We start from the raw sequence: 16,300 nt of genomic DNA, 5'->3' as shown, positions 1-16,300 counted from the left end.
TCTGTAATTTTGGTTTCCTGACCCGGTCCGATAGTTTTGGCGGGCTATGCCATTCCGGCACTGAGACTATTGTATAATCCCGTTCCAACAATTCTTAGCTTAGAGCGGCTTGCCTGATTTCAGTAGTACAAAATTACTCGTCATGCAGTTATCCCAATTATTTGCTTTGCCACAATGAATAAAGTCCATCCTTTGGCATGGCGTGCTGCACTGACATGTATTTCATATCATCACCGTGTCTGGCTGCAGGATCGGGGATCCTTGACGCGCCGCATCCAGAACCGCTGCGTGAAGTTTTGTGTCAAGCGCGTTTTTCAATCACTTAGCAGAATTTGTGAGGATGAGCAAAGAATGATGGGATTGCGCGCGAGTGAGTTGGCGATGGTGCGGGAAGTGTATCTCTATTGTGATACTACACCCGTGGTATTTGCGCATTCGGTGGTGGCGCATAAGGACCTGCGTGGCGCGTGGCGAGGGTTAAGTGGTTTGGGTAATAAATCCTTAGGAACGGTGTTATTTACCAATCCAAAAATCAAGCGCACACCGCTGGAATTTAAAAAAGTAAGCCGTGGTCATTTTTTGTATGATCGGGCGTGCGCGCGTTTGCCAGAAAAACCCCATAATCTATGGGCCCGGCGTTCTTTGTTTACGTTGCACGGGCAATCGATTTTAGTAACCGAGGTATTTTTGCCAGCTATTCTGGATTTGCCCTTGTGAATATTGTTGACCGAATTAAAACTTACGCACAATTGATGCGGCTCGACAAGCCGATTGGAATTTTATTGTTGTGGTGGCCGATGCTGTGGGGATTGTGGTTTGCGGCAAAAGGACTACCCGAGTGGCATATTTTGCTTATTTTTGTTTTGGGTACCGTGCTGATGCGCTCGGCGGGTTGTGTTATCAACGATTTTGCCGATCGCGAAATTGATCCTCATGTCGAACGCACTAAGAATCGCCCGATGGCCGCAGGTCGTGTCAGTACCCGAGAAGCTTTGCTGCTGGCGGCGGGATTGAGTCTGGGCGCATTCTTGCTGATTTTACCATTAAATCAATTGACTATCCTGCTATCCGTGCCAGCGCTTTTTCTTGCCGGAACCTACCCTTTCACTAAACGTTTTTTTGCAATGCCGCAGGCTTATTTGGGGATCGCGTTCAGTTTTGGCATTCCGATGGCTTTTGCTGCGCAAACGGATAGCTTGCCAATGATTGCCGGAATCCTGATGCTGGCCAATTTGTTTTGGGTCATAGCTTATGATACTGAATATGCCATGGTCGATAAGCCGGATGATCTGAAAATTGGAATTAAGACTTCGGCGATTACTTTGGGTCAGTTCGATGTATGGGGTGTGATGGTATGTCATGTCTGCTTTATTGCGGTTATGGTTGTAATCGGCCAGTGGCAGCAGATGAACTTGGCATATTACGCTGGGTTAGTGATTGCAGCGGGGTTGATCGCATACCAATACACGTTGATTCGTAACCGTGAGCGAGCGCTGTGTTTTAAAGCATTTTTGCATAATAACTGGGTAGGTATGGTGGTGTTTGTTGGCATCGCACTCGACTTCTGGATTTTTCAGCATTAAGGATTTTTCATGCGATATAAAGATTTGCGCGATTTTTTGGGGCAGCTGGAAGTAATGGGTGAACTGAAGCGTGTCCAAACAGAAATTGATCCCGTGTTGGAAATGACGGAAATCTGTGACCGTACCCTGAGAACGCAAGGTCCGGCAATTCTCTTTGAGCGTCCCAAAGGGCATGACATACCGGTACTGGGAAATTTGTTCGGCACACCAAAACGGGTTGCGCTCGGGATGGGGCAGGAATCGGTCGAAGCGTTGCGTGAAGTCGGTAAGTTATTAGCCTATCTGAAAGAACCTGATCCACCCAAAGGCTTGAAAGATGCCTGGGATAAATTGCCGGTATTGAAACAAGTGCTGAATATGGCACCCAAAGAATTAAGCAGTGCGCCGTGTCAGGAAATTGTGTGGGAAGGCAATGATGTCGATCTAAGCCGAATACCGATTCAGACCTGCTGGCCGGGCGATGTTGCGCCATTGATTACCTGGGGTCTGACAGTAACCCGAGGACCGCACAAAGCGCGGCAGAATCTGGGTATTTACCGCCAGCAAGTGATTGGTCCCAATAAAGTTATCATGCGCTGGCTAGCGCATCGGGGAGGAGCGCTGGATTTTCGTGAATTCGGCATGCTGTATCCGGATAAACCCTATCCTTTGGCGGTGGCCTTAGGCGCTGACCCAGCGACTATCCTGGGTGCGGTGACCCCGGTGCCCGATACCTTAAGCGAATACCAGTTTGCTGGGCTATTGCGGGGCGCTAAAACAGAGGTGATTAAATGTATCGGCAATGCCCTGCAAGTGCCCGCAACCGCAGAAATCGTGCTGGAAGGCGCTATCCATCCGGGCGAAACTGCGCTGGAAGGCCCTTACGGCGATCATACCGGTTACTATAACGAGCAGGAAACCTTTCCGGTATTTACGATCGATCGCATCACGATGCGGCGCAATCCGATCTATCACTCCACTTATACCGGTAAACCACCCGATGAGCCTGCGATTCTCGGTGTGGCATTGAATGAGGTATTCGTGCCATTACTGCAAAAGCAATTTCCGGAAATTACCGATTTTTACCTGCCGCCGGAAGGATGCTCATATCGTATGGCGGTAGTCAGTATGAAAAAGCAATATGCAGGGCATAGCAAGCGCGTGATGTTCGGTATCTGGAGCTTTTTACGTCAGTTTATGTATACCAAATTCATTATTGTCACCGACGAGGATATTAATGTGCGCGACTGGAAGGAGGTGATATGGGCGATTACTACCCGGGTTGATCCGGTGCGCGATACTTTGCTGGTCGAGAATACTCCGATTGATTATCTGGATTTTGCCAGTCCGGTCTCGGGATTGGGCGGCAAGATGGGACTGGATGCGACGAATAAATTTCCAGGTGAAACAAATCGGGAGTGGGGAACGCCGATTGTGATGGATGCGTCGATCAAGCAGCGAATTGATGCAATCTGGAACGATTTGGAGATTTGATCTTGCGCGCGATAATTATAATTTTGCTATCTTGCTGAATTATAATTCTGTTTTTTGATGGTTGCCGGTTAAAAGTGATAGTACAATGGCGACTAATTTGAATAGTCATTTTCGCCAAGTATTGAGGTGATCCGGGTGCATGAATCAAAACAAAAGAAAAAGCGCGCAATTGAATCAGTTCCGCCGGGATTTTATGAACTAGCAGTAAAATAATGAAACGAATTATCCGAAGCATATTCTTTCTAATCTTGCTTGGCTTGCCGCTGACCTGCTGGAGTGATGAATCATCTGCCGTCAAACTGGAAAGCGAGCAAAATTCAATCATAAAGCCGCAGAAAAAACCGGTACTGATTGAAGCTGACAAAATTACCGGTTATTACAAGCAGGAAATCGAGGCGACTGGAGATGCGGTACTGCATCATGGCGATAATGTCCTCACTGCGGATCGGATGAAATATTATCAGCAAACGGAAGATGCAGAGGTTGAAGGTAACGTGCGTCTGGAACGGCCCAACGATATCCTGCAAGGGCAACAGCTTGAAATTAACCTCAAAACCGAAGTGGGTCATTTAACCGAGCCGCGTTATTCGATGAAAGAGGGCAAGGGGCGCGGTACAGGGGATATCTTGTTGTTTGAAGGTAAAGATAATTACCGGATTAAAGATACTAATTATACGGCTTGCCCGGAAGGGAATCATGATTGGTATTTGCGTGCCAAGGAACTGGAAATTGATAACAAGAAAGAGGTGGGTACTGCACGTCATGTTAGTGTCGTGTTTAAAGATGTTCCGCTTCTATATTCACCCTGGCTGGATTTTTCCTATAGCGGTAAACGTAAATCCGGGTTGCTGGCTCCTGTTGCGGGCTATAACGTTAGAACCGGTTTTGATGTAGGTTTACCGGTTTATCTAAATATTGCACCCAATATTGATGCCACGATAACACCACGGATTATGACTGAGCGTGGTTTCTTGCTGAGTAACGAGTTCCGGTATATCGGTAATAACAATATGAACGGCCATCTGCAGTTTGATATTTTGCCGCAGGATATTGATAGAAACCGGACCCGCTGGGGTATTTTATTTACGCACACGCAAAATCTTGGGAAAGGTTGGCAGGGCTTTATGAATTACAACCAAGTATCGGATGATCGCTATTTTCGTGAGCTAACGCCCAATCTGGCGCAAACCAGCTTGGTTAACTTGTCGCAACAGGGAGGGGTGAGTTATAACGGTAAGCTGGGTACAGACGGTGTATTGAGTTTTATCGGGTTTGCGCAACGTTTTCAAACCATCCAGGATCCTTTTGCATTAATTGTGTCGCCTTATGAAAGATTGCCGCATTTTGCTGTGAATGCGGCTAAATATAATGTTGGAAAACTGGATTTTGAACTGCAGAGCAGCTGGACGAATTTTTATCATCCGACACTTGTCGACGGAAACCGGACTATTTTTTATCCCAGCGTCAGTGCGCCATTACGCAATGAATATGGTTTTATTACACCGAAATTCGGCTTGCATTACACGCATTATAATCTGGCGGCCCCGGTGGATACCAAAGGAGAAAACGTGGATCGCACAGTTCCCATTGTGAGTCTGGATAGTGGGATTGCATTTGATCGTCAAGTGAATTTGAGCGGTAGGAATATTGTTCAGACGCTTGAGCCACGTTTGTTTTATGTTTATGCGCCGTATCGTAATCAGGATTATTTGCCGAATTTCGATTCGGCAGTCAATGACTTCAGTTTTGCGCAGATGTTGACTGAAAACAAGTTCAGCGGCGGCGATCGTATTAACGATGCCAATCGCGCGGTAGCGGCACTGACATCACGCTTCGTTGATAAGGATACCGGCGTCGAGTTTTTACGGTTGGGTGTCGGACAGTTAGTGAATTTTACTGATCCCAGAATCCAGTTGCTGCCACCGCAGGTGACCAGTGGAAGGTCGGATTTTATTGCTGCGATATCAGGCCGTTTAACCTCGAGTATCAGCACGGATGCTAATGTTCAGATAGATCAATCCAAAGGAGTGTTTGAGAAAATCCGCAGTGGTGTCAGTTATCAGCCGGAACCTGGAAAGGTAGTGAACTTTGGTTATCGTTTTACACGTGATGTGCGTGAACAGGTCGATACATCCATTGAACAGGTCGATACGTCAATGCAGTGGCCGATTTATGGGGGTTGGCGTGGTGTTACACGAGTAAATTATTCATTGAATGACGATAAAATTCTGGCAGGTCTGGCAGGACTCGAATACAGTTCTTGCTGCTGGGCTTTAAGGGTAGTATTGCAACGATTGACGACGGCAACACAAACAACGACCACGGCATTTTTTTTGCAACTTGAGCTCAAAGGATTGATGGGGCTTGGTAACAATCCGCTGCAAGTATTGCAGCAGACGATTCCCGGGTATACCAGCGTTCATTAATTATATTGGTTTTGCATTATTGTATTCATCACGTATCATCATTCTATGCACCAAAGAAACGATTTTTGGATTTTTCTGATACTGACCATTCTCATACCCGCTCAAATTACCGCACAAGAATTGGCGTTTGTTCCGGAAGCTAAACCGATTAATCACATAGTCGCTGTTGTGAATGAGGATGTGATTACCCGGCATGAGCTCGATGAAGCAATAAAAACAGCTATCAGCCGAATGCAGCAACAAGGGATGCAAATACCAGATCGGCATACTTTGGAAGAACAGGTGCTGGAGTCTGTTATTACCAAACACATACAGATCCAGCATGCACAGGAAGTCGGTTTGTCCGTTGCTGAAACTGAATTGGATGAAACTATTAATCGCATTGCCGCGGATAATCAATTAACTTTGCCGGAATTTCATGCTGTGCTGGAGAATGATGGCATCAGCTATAACAAGTTTCGCGAAGAAATCCGGGAAGAAATGATTATCGCGCGGCTTAAAGAACGGGAAGTTAAACATCAGGTCAATGTTACAGAAGGCGAGGTGGATAATTTTCTGCAGACGCAGGAGGCGTCGGCTGTAGGTGATGATGAATACCGCCTTGCGCATATTTTGATCCTGGTGCCGGAAAATATGACCTCAGATCAGATCCAGCAAAGAGCCGAACGCGCTGAAATGGCATTGACCAAACTGAAAGAGGGTGTTGAATTCTCACAGATAGTTTCGGAGTTTTCTGATGCGGCAGATGCAAAAAATGGTGGTATTATCGAGTGGCGCCCCATTTCTCAAATGGGACCGGCTTTTGCCCAAATACTGGAAAAGCTTCAACCGGGCGATATCACATCAATCGTGCAAAGCCCGAATGGTTTTCATATCTTTAAATTACTGGGCAGGCGTACTCAGGAAACACCGACAGTCATTATAGACCAAACCCATGCACGTCATATATTAATAAAAATCAATGAATTGACTTCTGAGGATGATGGAAAGCTAAAGATTCTTGCGCTTAAAGAGCGATTAGATAGAGGAGAGAGTTTTGAAGAAGTTGCCAGGCTTTATTCTGAGGATGCCAGCGCATCATCCGGTGGTGATTTGGGTTGGCTCTCACCCGGTGATACCGTGCCGGATTTCGAACGGGTGATGAATGCGCTGCTGCCGGGTGAAATCAGTGATCCGGTAAGATCTCAATTTGGCTGGCATTTAATTCAAGTTGTGGAGCGCCGTACTCAGGATATCAGTCTTGACCGGCGCAGACAATCAGCACGGCAAGCGATACGGACTCGCAAGGCCGATGTGGTTATTCAGGATTGGTTACAGCAATTGCGTGATCAAGCTTATATCGAATATCGTCTGGATCAGGAATTATGAATCAAAAATTCATTCCGGTATTGGCGCTTACAGCAGGAGAACCGGCAGGAATCGGCCCTGATTTATGTGTACAGATCGCGCAACAATCATTGTCATACAAGCTGGTGGTGATTGCAGATGGCGATGTATTGCTGCAACGTGCGCAACAACTTGGATTTCCTTTAAATCTGATCGAGGTTTCTGCGATTCCTCCAGGTCAACATACTGCGGGAAGTCTGCAGATTTTGCATATTCCTGTTGCGGAACCGGTAATGCCAGGCAAGCTCAATCCGGCAAATGCACGATATGTCCTGGCTACATTGGATCGCGCTGTTGAAGCTTGTAAATCAGGACAATTTAACGGCATGGTGACTGCGCCGGTGCATAAGGGAGTGATCAATGATGCCGGTTTTTCTTTCACCGGTCATACAGAATACTTGTCGGAATTGATGCATAGTCCGGTTGTCATGATGCTAGCGGGTGGAAACATGCGTGTCGCGCTGGCGACCACGCATTTGCCGCTCAAGGACGTGGCAAAGGCGATTACAGCAGATAGCATTGAAAGTAAATTGCGCATTCTTCAGCGTGATTTGATCACCCGTTTCATGCTCGATAAACCACGCATCGCGGTCGCGGGACTCAATCCGCATGCGGGCGAATCCGGTCATCTGGGGCGCGAAGAAATTGATATCATTATTCCCGCTTTGAATAAACTGCGGGCTGAAGGCATGCAGTTAGCCGGTCCCATTCCCGCGGATACGTTATTTAGCCCTGCACAACTTAAGCAATATGATTGCATCTTCACCATGTACCACGATCAGGGGTTGCCTGTTTTGAAGCACGCGAGTTTTGGCGGCGGCGTAAATATCACATTAGGATTGCCGATTATTCGAACCTCAGTTGATCATGGCACGGCTCTGGAATTGGCTGCAACCGGGAAGGCAAGCGCCGGAAGTCTGCTGACAGCTATTGACATGGCTGCCCAGCTGGCCAGTAACCAAGCATTCTTTCATAATCATGCGGCATAATCCCCGTAAGCGTTTCGGTCAGAATTTTCTTTCTGATCAATATATTATTAATAAAATTATAACGGAATTTTATCCGCGGAAAGACGATAGCATCATTGAGATAGGACCGGGCTTGGGGGCGTTAACGCGACCTCTGCTACAAGTAATTGATCATCTGCATGTGGTAGAGATCGATCGTGATATCGTGGATAAGTTGAAGATCGAATTCTCGCATGAGAATCTGACTATTCATACGGCTGATGCATTGAAGTTTGATTTTTCTGTTCTTGGCAATCGGCTGCGAATCATCGGTAATTTGCCTTATAACATTTCTACACCGTTATTGTTTCACCTCAGTCAGTTTTCTGAACATATTTCTGATATGCACTTCATGCTGCAGAAGGAAGTGGTCGAACGCATGGTAGGCGTGCCGGGGACATCCGATTACGGGCGGCTTTCCATCATGTTGCAGTACCGGTTCGACATGGAATATGTATTTGACGTACCGGCAGAATCTTTTCGTCCGCAACCGAAGGTCGAATCGGCTATTGTGCGCATGATTCCCCGGCCGGTATCATTGTTGAGGGCTGTTGATGAAGCATTATTCTCACAAATTGTATTAGCAGCATTTTCGCAACGCCGTAAAACCTTGCGTAATGCGCTGCAGCACTATTTAACTGAGGAGGATTTTAGCGCGCTGGGTATTGATTCTGGGTTACGTGCTGAAAATTTACCAGTGGAAAAATTTGTTGCAATCACCAATTTTTTAACCTGATTATTCCAACCGCCAGGATCATTTTGTTATTCTAGTAACAACAGGATTCTGCAAAAATGAATTAAGAAGGCTTGTTGTGATATGACGATACTAATTTCTGGAGGGAGTAAATGATTCGCTACGGGTATATGTTGCTTGCGTTATTCATTTTACTCTTGCTTCCCGCCTGCGCCAGCAAATACAAGGAACAGAAAGCGAGCAATTCAACGAATAAAATAAAAGCTCCGACGTCCTTTGAACAACTGACCTTCAAGTCAGAAGGAAGAACGGTTTTTGAGGATGAAGGAAAATTCATTCTGATTGAAGGTAGTAAATGTATTCAGCATGACAGTGGTGAAGAGGCGGCCACTGTGCTTCAATGGATTGAACTGCCCAGTTACGTGGACAGCGGCACAGTAGTATTGAATGGTTGGGATCTGCGATTTTTGCATGGCGACCGCGAAGTCAATTCGATGCTTGCGGACATCACGCATAGCAAGGTGATTAAGAGTGAGGGTTCTACTTTTTTAGTATTTGAAGCACAAGGTAAATTAAGTGATCAGCATCGCAAAGATGCTTATGAATTTTGTGTATTTTATAGCGGTTTTGGTTATCGCTCAGTCTTTTTTGATGCCACGATTGAAGACGATTACAATGGAATTGAAGTTTCAACCTTACAGGACAAAAATCAAGGCGCACTTGCTACGCTGGAAAATACTGGAAGCAGAGGTACGCTAAAAGGTAACGCCGCCATTGCGATTATTCCGCGTGGATTTGATTTTCAGTTCGATGATACATTTGAATGCGAGTGGCGATTCCCGCCTTGCAAGTGGGGAGATCGCGTGGATTATCGCTTGCTGCAAGCCGCGTACAGCCTCTCTCAATCCAGCACGTTTCCCAGTTTGGATGGTAGTCCGCATTGGACCGTACAGACATTGTTTAAGGATAATAGCGCACGCACGTACCGGATCAAGGCACGTGCTGCAATGATCCGTGGCAGTAGCGTTAAATTGCGCGCAGATTTTCTGGCCTTGAATTCTCGCACTGGAAAAACCGGTATTTGTCGCAAAAATGTCGATGGTGTTGTTCGCACTCAGACATTCCGCATCAGAGATTTGCCTTTTGACTATGCTGTACCCCTGCTGACCGGCTGGGATCTTTCGTATGAGTGTGAGCAACAACAAGTGCAACGAGCCGGGATTTGGTTGCACGATATTCGTTTTGACCCAAATTCAAGCAGCCTAGAATACAAAGTGTCGTCCATTTTGCGGGACAAAGATGGTGCGCCCAGATTCAGTGCCGCACAGCGCATTACAGTATTGGGGCTAAATCGAACTCGTGCGTCGGTTCAGAACAACCGTGCGCCTGTAAACGTTAAGATCAGAGAGCATTGATAGGATATGTTGTAATGCAAGTTGATTGATGGGATTGTTCAGAATGCTTGTAAGCCAAGCTAGTGTTTTTTCTTGATCAACTAATTAACTCTGTTTTTGCTTTGCTTTTCAGACTTCAATGTGAGTTTAACGGCATTATTTAATTGGCGATTTCTGAATATTTTATGAAAGCTTGGTTCGTTTGCTTTTACTAGCAGATTGAAAAGCTGATGATTCGTTAAATCTCGTTTCAATTGTAATAATAAAGCGGTAAGACCTGAAACATGCGCTGTTGCTAAAGAATTTCCGGAAACAAAGTCATAGGTACCTTTGGGTAAGGTTGTTAATATTTCCTCACCGGGTGCATATACTGTAAGAAGATGATTTTCGTATAACGATTGCATGATATTGTTGGCGCTAATGCTGCTAACACCGATGACGCCTGGTTGCTGAGCCGGGAATCCGGATTCTTCGTCGTCTTTATCAGCTCTCGAAGCAATGATAATGATGCCGCGCTGAACGGCTTTCTCGATCAATCTGGCCAAAAGAGGATCATACGGGCCGGTTAAACTTAAATTAAGAATATCTGCTTCCATCTCGATAGCTGTGTTGATTGCTAATGCTAATGTAAAGCTATTGCAGATTGCTTCCAGGCTACCGGCTTTAACTTCCCAGCAAGCTTTTAGCGCGATTACATTGCTATCGGGGGCAATGCCGACTATGCCTTCTCCATTATTTGCTTTGGCTGCTATAACCCCGGCAACGGCTGTACCATGAAGTTCGGTGGATGGTTGTTGTTCCAGTGCCCTTTGTGCGACAAAATTCTTACTGTACTGAATCTGGCCTTCCAAGTCAGGATGTCTGGTATCAACACCGGTATCGATGATTGCGATGGTTACATTCCTTCCGGTAGTCCGCTTATGTATTTCATTGATATTCATTGACTGAATGTTGGTTTGCAGGCGGTAATAAGGATCGGTGTATTCACTACTTGCCATAACCTGGAACGTGCTCATTACTTGCACGCCACTGACGCGATGGTCATTTGTTAACGCATGAATGACATCATCGATAGAGCGGTCCTCATCAATTGCATACACGACACAATGCTCACCAATCTCACTGATTGACCATTGGGAAAGGATTCTTAACTTGTAGTCATCTCCGATATTGGATGCTATTCGTTTGCTCCAAGTCGAACTGCTATAGCTGCCCCTTTGGCGATATATTAGATTGGACATCCCAATGGGGATATTGGTGATGTGCATATCAGTGTAGGTTACTAATATGATGCGATTTGTTTGTTTATTATCATAAATTTCAGGATCGATAAATAGATCCCATCCGGCTTTTACCGGAAAAGCAAAAATCATTGCCATTAACAATAAGGCAACGCCCAGATAGATTTTTGTATGGCTATTCAACATCAAAGTATGAACCTATTCAGAAACAGATAACCCTTGAGCCAGCTCGGCAAATATAACAGATGAATGCTCTCGCAAACGAAAAACTGCATCATTTACCTGATGAGAATCTGTTTGATGATCGCCAATTTGAACTTCGTAAACGCCATTTGGAGAGGGTCCTTTAATAATATGACCTGAAACGCTGTGCACTACGGCGTCAATCTGCTCTGAATCAGGGTGATCTGAAAAAACGATCCTAACGACGTTGTTTATATTGTCTGCGCTTTCAGTTGAGCTGGCCAGTGTTCTGTATGCGCCTTCTATTTCAGGCTGGGCAGTCAAAGAATTAAGCATGAATGGCACTGTCAGGAAGAGCAAGCTAGCTGCTAAGGCAGTGTATTTTGCAAAGCTAAGAAACCGGATTTGAAATGGGAAAAATATTAAATTTTTATTTAAAACATCATAGTTACTCGAAATATAAACTTCTGGTTGTGTTTCAATCCGTTTCTTCAACTGGACAAAAGAAGCTTGTGATACTTGCTGTAGCAAATCAGTTTGCTGTATCTCCCTGAATAGCCGCTCTTGTTGATTTAATTCAATCCTACATGTAATGCAGGTTTTGATATGATTTTTTACAATAGCATGTTCAGCAGGATCTAACGATCGGTTTATATACCAAGGTAAAAGATCCCATGCCTTTTGATGTTCACTTTGATTGGTCATTTTGATCTGCGTGGATATCATCCGTTAACTCCTGCTATTAAGCTCTAGAAAAAATTTAGCTAAAATTTTGCGCGCATGAAACATTCTGGTTTTTACTGTATTCTCCGGACATTGCATAATTTCTGAAATTTCACTGTAGTGCAATCCTTGAAAATATGTCATTTCCACAACGGCGCGTTGCTCTGCCGATAGCTTTTCAAGTGCGACTTCAAGCCAATTACTGTCTTCTAATTGCGAGACCCAATGGACTCCTCGGTCAGGGAAGTAATCCAGCTCATCATTAAACTCAACCGATTCATCTTCTCTTTTTGTATTTTGTTTGGCGCTTTTTAATGATTTTAAATAAGCGATACCTAAAATCCATGTTGACGGCCGACACGTTTGATTATAAGTGGCGGCCTTTTCCCAAACCACATACATCACATCATTGATGATTTCTTCAATACAATCATGGTGCCTGTTAACACGAAAAATAAATTGATATAACCGATTAAAATAGAGTTGATAAAGTTGTTCGAAAGCTTTTCCATTGCCAGCCGCGGCTTCTGCAATCAAGTGCCGTTCCTTAGCTTGTTGTTCTTGCGAGCTAAAGGGTTTCTGCATCATTTTTAAGTCGAGTACTTCCGCATGTTATCTATTAAATTTATTGTATTGATTCTGCGCCAACTAAAATTTAACCGTCTATTACTTATATTGAGTAAAAGGTTCAGTATAGTAAGCAATTTTGAAAAATTAATATCCTACAGTAAAGGAGAATAATATGCGATCGTCAACGGCATGTGGGTGAAATTCCCAATGCGGCGATAATGGGGCATAATGCTTTGTTGCAGTATGTGTGGCTCCATAATAACGAACATCTACGCCTATATTGCGGGCGAAATGCCAAGTTAATCCGGCAGTCCAGTAAAGATAGTTATACTGTAGTATTTTTTTTTGATTATTATAGCCTAAGGTGCTGGATATTTGGATTGAATTAGTAATTGAGTAACGTCCGATAATCTCATACCCGAATGCCGGGTGATTTTGTTGATAGCTATTTTCAGAAAAAAAGAAATTGGATGTCAGTAAGTCACGAAAATGACCTGAGATATAAAATTCGTTGTAATCGGCCTTTTGATCGAATATTTTTCCATTAAAAATATAGCGTGTCCATTCAGCATTAAATCGCCAGTCATCAGATACCTTATAAGCCCAACCTAAGTAAGGACGGAATTCCAGATTGGAACGATTTTCAAGTCCAAAGTCGGCAAAATTAACAGTTGTAATATTCGAGCCCAGGTAGATACCGGATTTGGATTCATAATCAATATTGGCTTGCGCTGCTGGTTTTTCGTTGCTCTTCGAGTAGCCGCGCCAAAAATAGTCTGTTGTTCCGGTAATGTTTCCACTGAGTTGGGCATAGCAGTTCAACGAATTAGTAAGACATAATACTAACCCAAGAATAATGTTGTTTAAGTGTATTAAACGCACTGTTATTTATTAAATTAGAACAATTGTCAATAATCTAAAAATTAATCCGGAGGGCATAATTTATTTTCTTGACAAAGAAATGATTGGGATAAGTTGGTGTGTTCTGCTAAAAGGTTGGCTGCGTAGATTTCTCAATTAGATTAGACAACTCGATTGTTGGCGATTTTATTTTGTTACTTAAATTTTGCAACAAAGTATATTGGTTTTCTACGCGGAGTATGTGATAAGAAGCATTGTGAAATTAACTTATTTCTTTTTTTCAATAACATAATCAAAAATGATGAGAAATTTTCCTTACGATTTGAACTTTTTTAATTTTTATAGAATAAACATTTTCGATGGAAGGGGATTGGATTTTTTTTAAGAGAGGATCGTTGTGTCTTCTTAATCCATTTTAAGTGTATATTTATATTGGGAGATCGTAAGATTGAATAAGTTTTATATAACGACAGCCTCAGTAACATCATTTTTTTTTAGAATGACAATGGCTGCATTCGAGCGGGGGATGGGGGGAACAGGCTGAACCATGCAAATATAAATAACAAGGCTATTTGATTTGCGATGTGCAAGATAATTGTTATACACGTTAATGACTAATACTAATTGCTGGTTTATTTCAAATAATCAATGAGCTGATCTGCTTTTCCCAAGTGATCAGGCTGTTGCATATCACTGCGGCGGCAAAGAGAATGTTTTTTTCAACGGCATGCTGGATTTGTAGGTTGAATACAGGATTGTGCTATTAGATGTGGTTCGATGTTGTTGTGGCCGTTGCTCAAAGTCCGTAAGGACTCAAAAAAGAATTTTTTAGTATGATTTTTTTTGTATTTGAGTGAATATCATGGTTGACCATGAAGCTTCAAAACGTTAACATGCGCATCTCACCAGTTCCCTGATAGCTCAGTCGGTAGAGCGACGGACTGTTAATCCGCAGGTCCCAGGTTCGAGCCCTGGTCGGGGAGCCAATTAGATATAATCCGTATTCTTAAACTCAAAGAGTCCGTTCCGATTATTATTTCCAAGTGCTAAATCGCTGCTCGTTTATTCCGGTTTGATTGTCATTATGTGAGTTTAGCTCGCAACAATTTTAAATGCCCTTTGTAGTTTCAGGCCTTCATTATTCGGGGCGTATACCTTCGTGTCGCCGCTGTTATGCTGAGAAAAAGCCTAATGATTAGACATACATGGTTTTTTGTCTGATCAATTTCTTGAAAATTTTTCAATGTTCTACTGAATATCTGGCAAACCCCAGAGGTGGAGCAAATCAAACTGACAGAATTGCTGGATAACGCTCTCGTTTTACTTTCTTATATAGATTGTACAAGTCTCATAGAAATGAAATTACGTGCTTCATTCAATCAATTCTGATCTTTCAACTTTAGAAGGGAATGGTATGAGAAGTAATATTCAAACCTTATCGGGAATCAGTCTCAGGGTATCGACCACTAACAAGCAAAATAACCAAGCGCATATTTTGTTGGCTGCAATATTATTTTGTATAAGTATGATCTTAGTCCCATTGGGAGCTGTAGCAGCAACATCAGATTCCACAGCGGTCAAGTGGCATCCGGGGCACTACTACATAATCAAAGGTTCGAAAAAAAACAACACTGAATACCTGTCTCAGGTATATAGCGAACTCGATGCAACACCCGCATTGAACGGAATGATGATCCGGTATTTTTGGATGGATCTGGAAGATTCGAAGGGTGTGTATGACTTTTCGTCCATCGATAAACGTCTTGCCGAGCTGGCCGCCAGGGGAAAGCGTCTTGTTATTCAAGTGCAAACAAAATCATTTAATAAAAGGCAAGTTGTGCCAACTTATATGAAAACAGCCGAATATGAGGGTGGCGAATTTTATACTAGCGACTATGGCAGCACAGAAATAAGAGGACGTAATATCAAGTTATGGAATCTTCAGGTGCGGAGTCGCTTGATTGCTTTATTCAAAGCCATGGGGGAGCGATACAACTCACATCCCAACTTTGAGGGTATCAGCATGATAGAAACTGCTCTCGGACAGCCTATTGAGCCACTTTCAAGCACTCAGATTGCTGGATTTTATAATAATAAGATCTTTGTGCATCGGCAAATGCGTTCGTTTTTTCCCAATACGATGACGATTCAGGAAGTAAATTATCCTCGTTCAATTCTCGCATCATTCGTGGGCAGCCTCAAAGATATCGGCACGGCATTGAGTAGCCCGGATACTTTTATTGAGGAAGAAGACCTGCTCTATAAAACAACAAAATATGATCCTAATAAGGGAATCTATAATTACTACGCAGATTTTTCCGGCATGATACCTATGGTTCCAACGGTTATGCCACAGAATTATAAAAATACGAAAGGCGATGGAACGGGTTATGTGCCGACTATTGCAGAGATTTTGACTTTTGCGCGCGATACCTTGCGTGCTAACTACATTTTCTGGGCACGGGAGGCACGGGAAAAACATTACGAGCAAGTATTGGAAGTGTTAAATCTGAATGCACAAAGAAACGCGCCCGCAGGCGGGTTAAATCCCGCATGTCCAGCTGCCTATACATCCTGTATAGATTAAAGCTCGCTTTTTCATTTGTTTTTGTCTGGTCGAGATATTCATTCTTCTTAATAGCTCGCTAAGCGTCTACCGGATTCTCAGTGGAACAGCACATTAAGATCATAGAACTGTTTGATCGCGCTACCCGTTTTACTTTCTACTACGATTGCAGGGTTCTTTTGCAATAAGTTTT

Annotated in this window: 13 protein-coding genes and 1 tRNA gene; 10 read left to right on the top strand and 4 right to left on the bottom strand. The window is 43.7% G+C overall.

Going from position 1 to position 16,300, the window contains the following annotated elements; genetic code table 11:
• Positions 1 to 174 precede the first annotated feature (174 nt).
• The 8 genes from C4S39_RS10655 to C4S39_RS10615 all read left to right on the top strand — a co-directional run bounded on the left by C4S39_RS10655 (position 175) and on the right by C4S39_RS10615 (position 9,984).
• A complete protein-coding gene (locus C4S39_RS10655; RefSeq protein WP_103966981.1) occupies positions 175 to 717 on the top strand; it encodes a chorismate--pyruvate lyase family protein in 543 nt (180 codons plus the stop codon).
• Complete coding sequence (gene ubiA, locus C4S39_RS10650) at positions 714 to 1,583, top strand: 4-hydroxybenzoate octaprenyltransferase (protein WP_103966980.1); 870 nt, start codon at positions 714 to 716, stop codon at positions 1,581 to 1,583. The genes C4S39_RS10655 and ubiA overlap by 4 nt, the downstream gene beginning before the upstream one ends.
• 9 nt (positions 1,584 to 1,592) lie before the next feature.
• Positions 1,593 to 3,056, top strand: coding sequence for a 4-hydroxy-3-polyprenylbenzoate decarboxylase (gene ubiD, locus C4S39_RS10645; RefSeq protein WP_103966979.1), 1,464 nt, complete (start codon positions 1,593 to 1,595; stop codon positions 3,054 to 3,056).
• Between the two features lie 212 nt (positions 3,057 to 3,268).
• A complete protein-coding gene (locus C4S39_RS10635) occupies positions 3,269 to 5,482 on the top strand; it encodes an LPS-assembly protein LptD (protein WP_103966977.1) in 2,214 nt (737 codons plus the stop codon).
• 45 nt (positions 5,483 to 5,527) lie between these two features.
• Positions 5,528 to 6,850: a peptidylprolyl isomerase gene (locus tag C4S39_RS10630; RefSeq protein WP_103966976.1), complete on the top strand. Its 1,323-nt coding sequence runs from the start codon at positions 5,528 to 5,530 to the stop codon at positions 6,848 to 6,850.
• The gene (gene pdxA, locus C4S39_RS10625; protein ID WP_103966975.1) at positions 6,847 to 7,857 is read left to right on the top strand and encodes a 4-hydroxythreonine-4-phosphate dehydrogenase PdxA; all 1,011 of its coding nucleotides are present in this window, start codon (positions 6,847 to 6,849) and stop codon (positions 7,855 to 7,857) included. The genes C4S39_RS10630 and pdxA overlap by 4 nt, the downstream gene beginning before the upstream one ends.
• Positions 7,847 to 8,611 (top strand): 16S rRNA (adenine(1518)-N(6)/adenine(1519)-N(6))-dimethyltransferase RsmA, encoded by a 765-nt coding sequence (gene rsmA, locus C4S39_RS10620; RefSeq protein ID WP_181023808.1) that lies wholly within the window; start codon positions 7,847 to 7,849, stop codon positions 8,609 to 8,611. Before pdxA ends, rsmA begins: the two co-directional genes overlap by 11 nt.
• Before the next feature lie 110 nt (positions 8,612 to 8,721).
• Complete coding sequence (locus tag C4S39_RS10615) at positions 8,722 to 9,984, top strand: hypothetical protein (RefSeq protein ID WP_103966974.1); 1,263 nt, start codon at positions 8,722 to 8,724, stop codon at positions 9,982 to 9,984.
• An 80-nt stretch (positions 9,985 to 10,064) separates the two neighbouring features.
• Here the strand turns inward: C4S39_RS10615 and C4S39_RS10610 are convergent, their stop codons facing one another.
• The 4 genes from C4S39_RS10610 to C4S39_RS10595 form a co-directional block, all read right to left on the bottom strand.
• Entirely contained in the window at positions 10,065 to 11,390 is a 1,326-nt protein-coding gene (locus tag C4S39_RS10610; protein ID WP_103966973.1) for a S8 family peptidase, read from the bottom strand.
• A gap of 12 nt (positions 11,391 to 11,402) precedes the next feature.
• Positions 11,403 to 12,092, bottom strand: a complete 690-nt coding sequence (locus C4S39_RS10605; protein WP_258039406.1) for a zf-HC2 domain-containing protein — start codon at positions 12,090 to 12,092, stop codon at positions 11,403 to 11,405.
• A 24-nt stretch (positions 12,093 to 12,116) separates the two neighbouring features.
• Positions 12,117 to 12,647, bottom strand: a complete 531-nt coding sequence (locus tag C4S39_RS10600; RefSeq protein WP_258039405.1) for an RNA polymerase sigma factor — start codon at positions 12,645 to 12,647, stop codon at positions 12,117 to 12,119.
• 177 nt (positions 12,648 to 12,824) lie between these two features.
• Positions 12,825 to 13,502 carry a TorF family putative porin gene (locus C4S39_RS10595; RefSeq protein ID WP_258039404.1) on the bottom strand — a complete coding sequence of 226 codons (678 nt, stop codon included), beginning with the start codon at positions 13,500 to 13,502 and terminating at the stop codon, positions 12,825 to 12,827.
• 949 nt (positions 13,503 to 14,451) lie between these two features.
• On the opposite strand from C4S39_RS10595, the gene C4S39_RS10590 reads away from it, so the two are divergent.
• Positions 14,452 to 14,527, top strand: a tRNA-Asn gene (locus C4S39_RS10590).
• 428 nt (positions 14,528 to 14,955) lie between these two features.
• Positions 14,956 to 16,128 (top strand): glycoside hydrolase, encoded by a 1,173-nt coding sequence (locus C4S39_RS10585; protein ID WP_103966969.1) that lies wholly within the window; start codon positions 14,956 to 14,958, stop codon positions 16,126 to 16,128.
• Positions 16,129 to 16,300 lie beyond the last annotated feature (172 nt).

Source organism: Nitrosomonas ureae (genome assembly GCF_900108305.1).
In the GTDB taxonomy this organism is placed as follows: domain Bacteria; phylum Pseudomonadota; class Gammaproteobacteria; order Burkholderiales; family Nitrosomonadaceae; genus Nitrosomonas; species Nitrosomonas ureae_B.
This window is presented reverse-complemented; position numbering and strand designations above follow the sequence as displayed.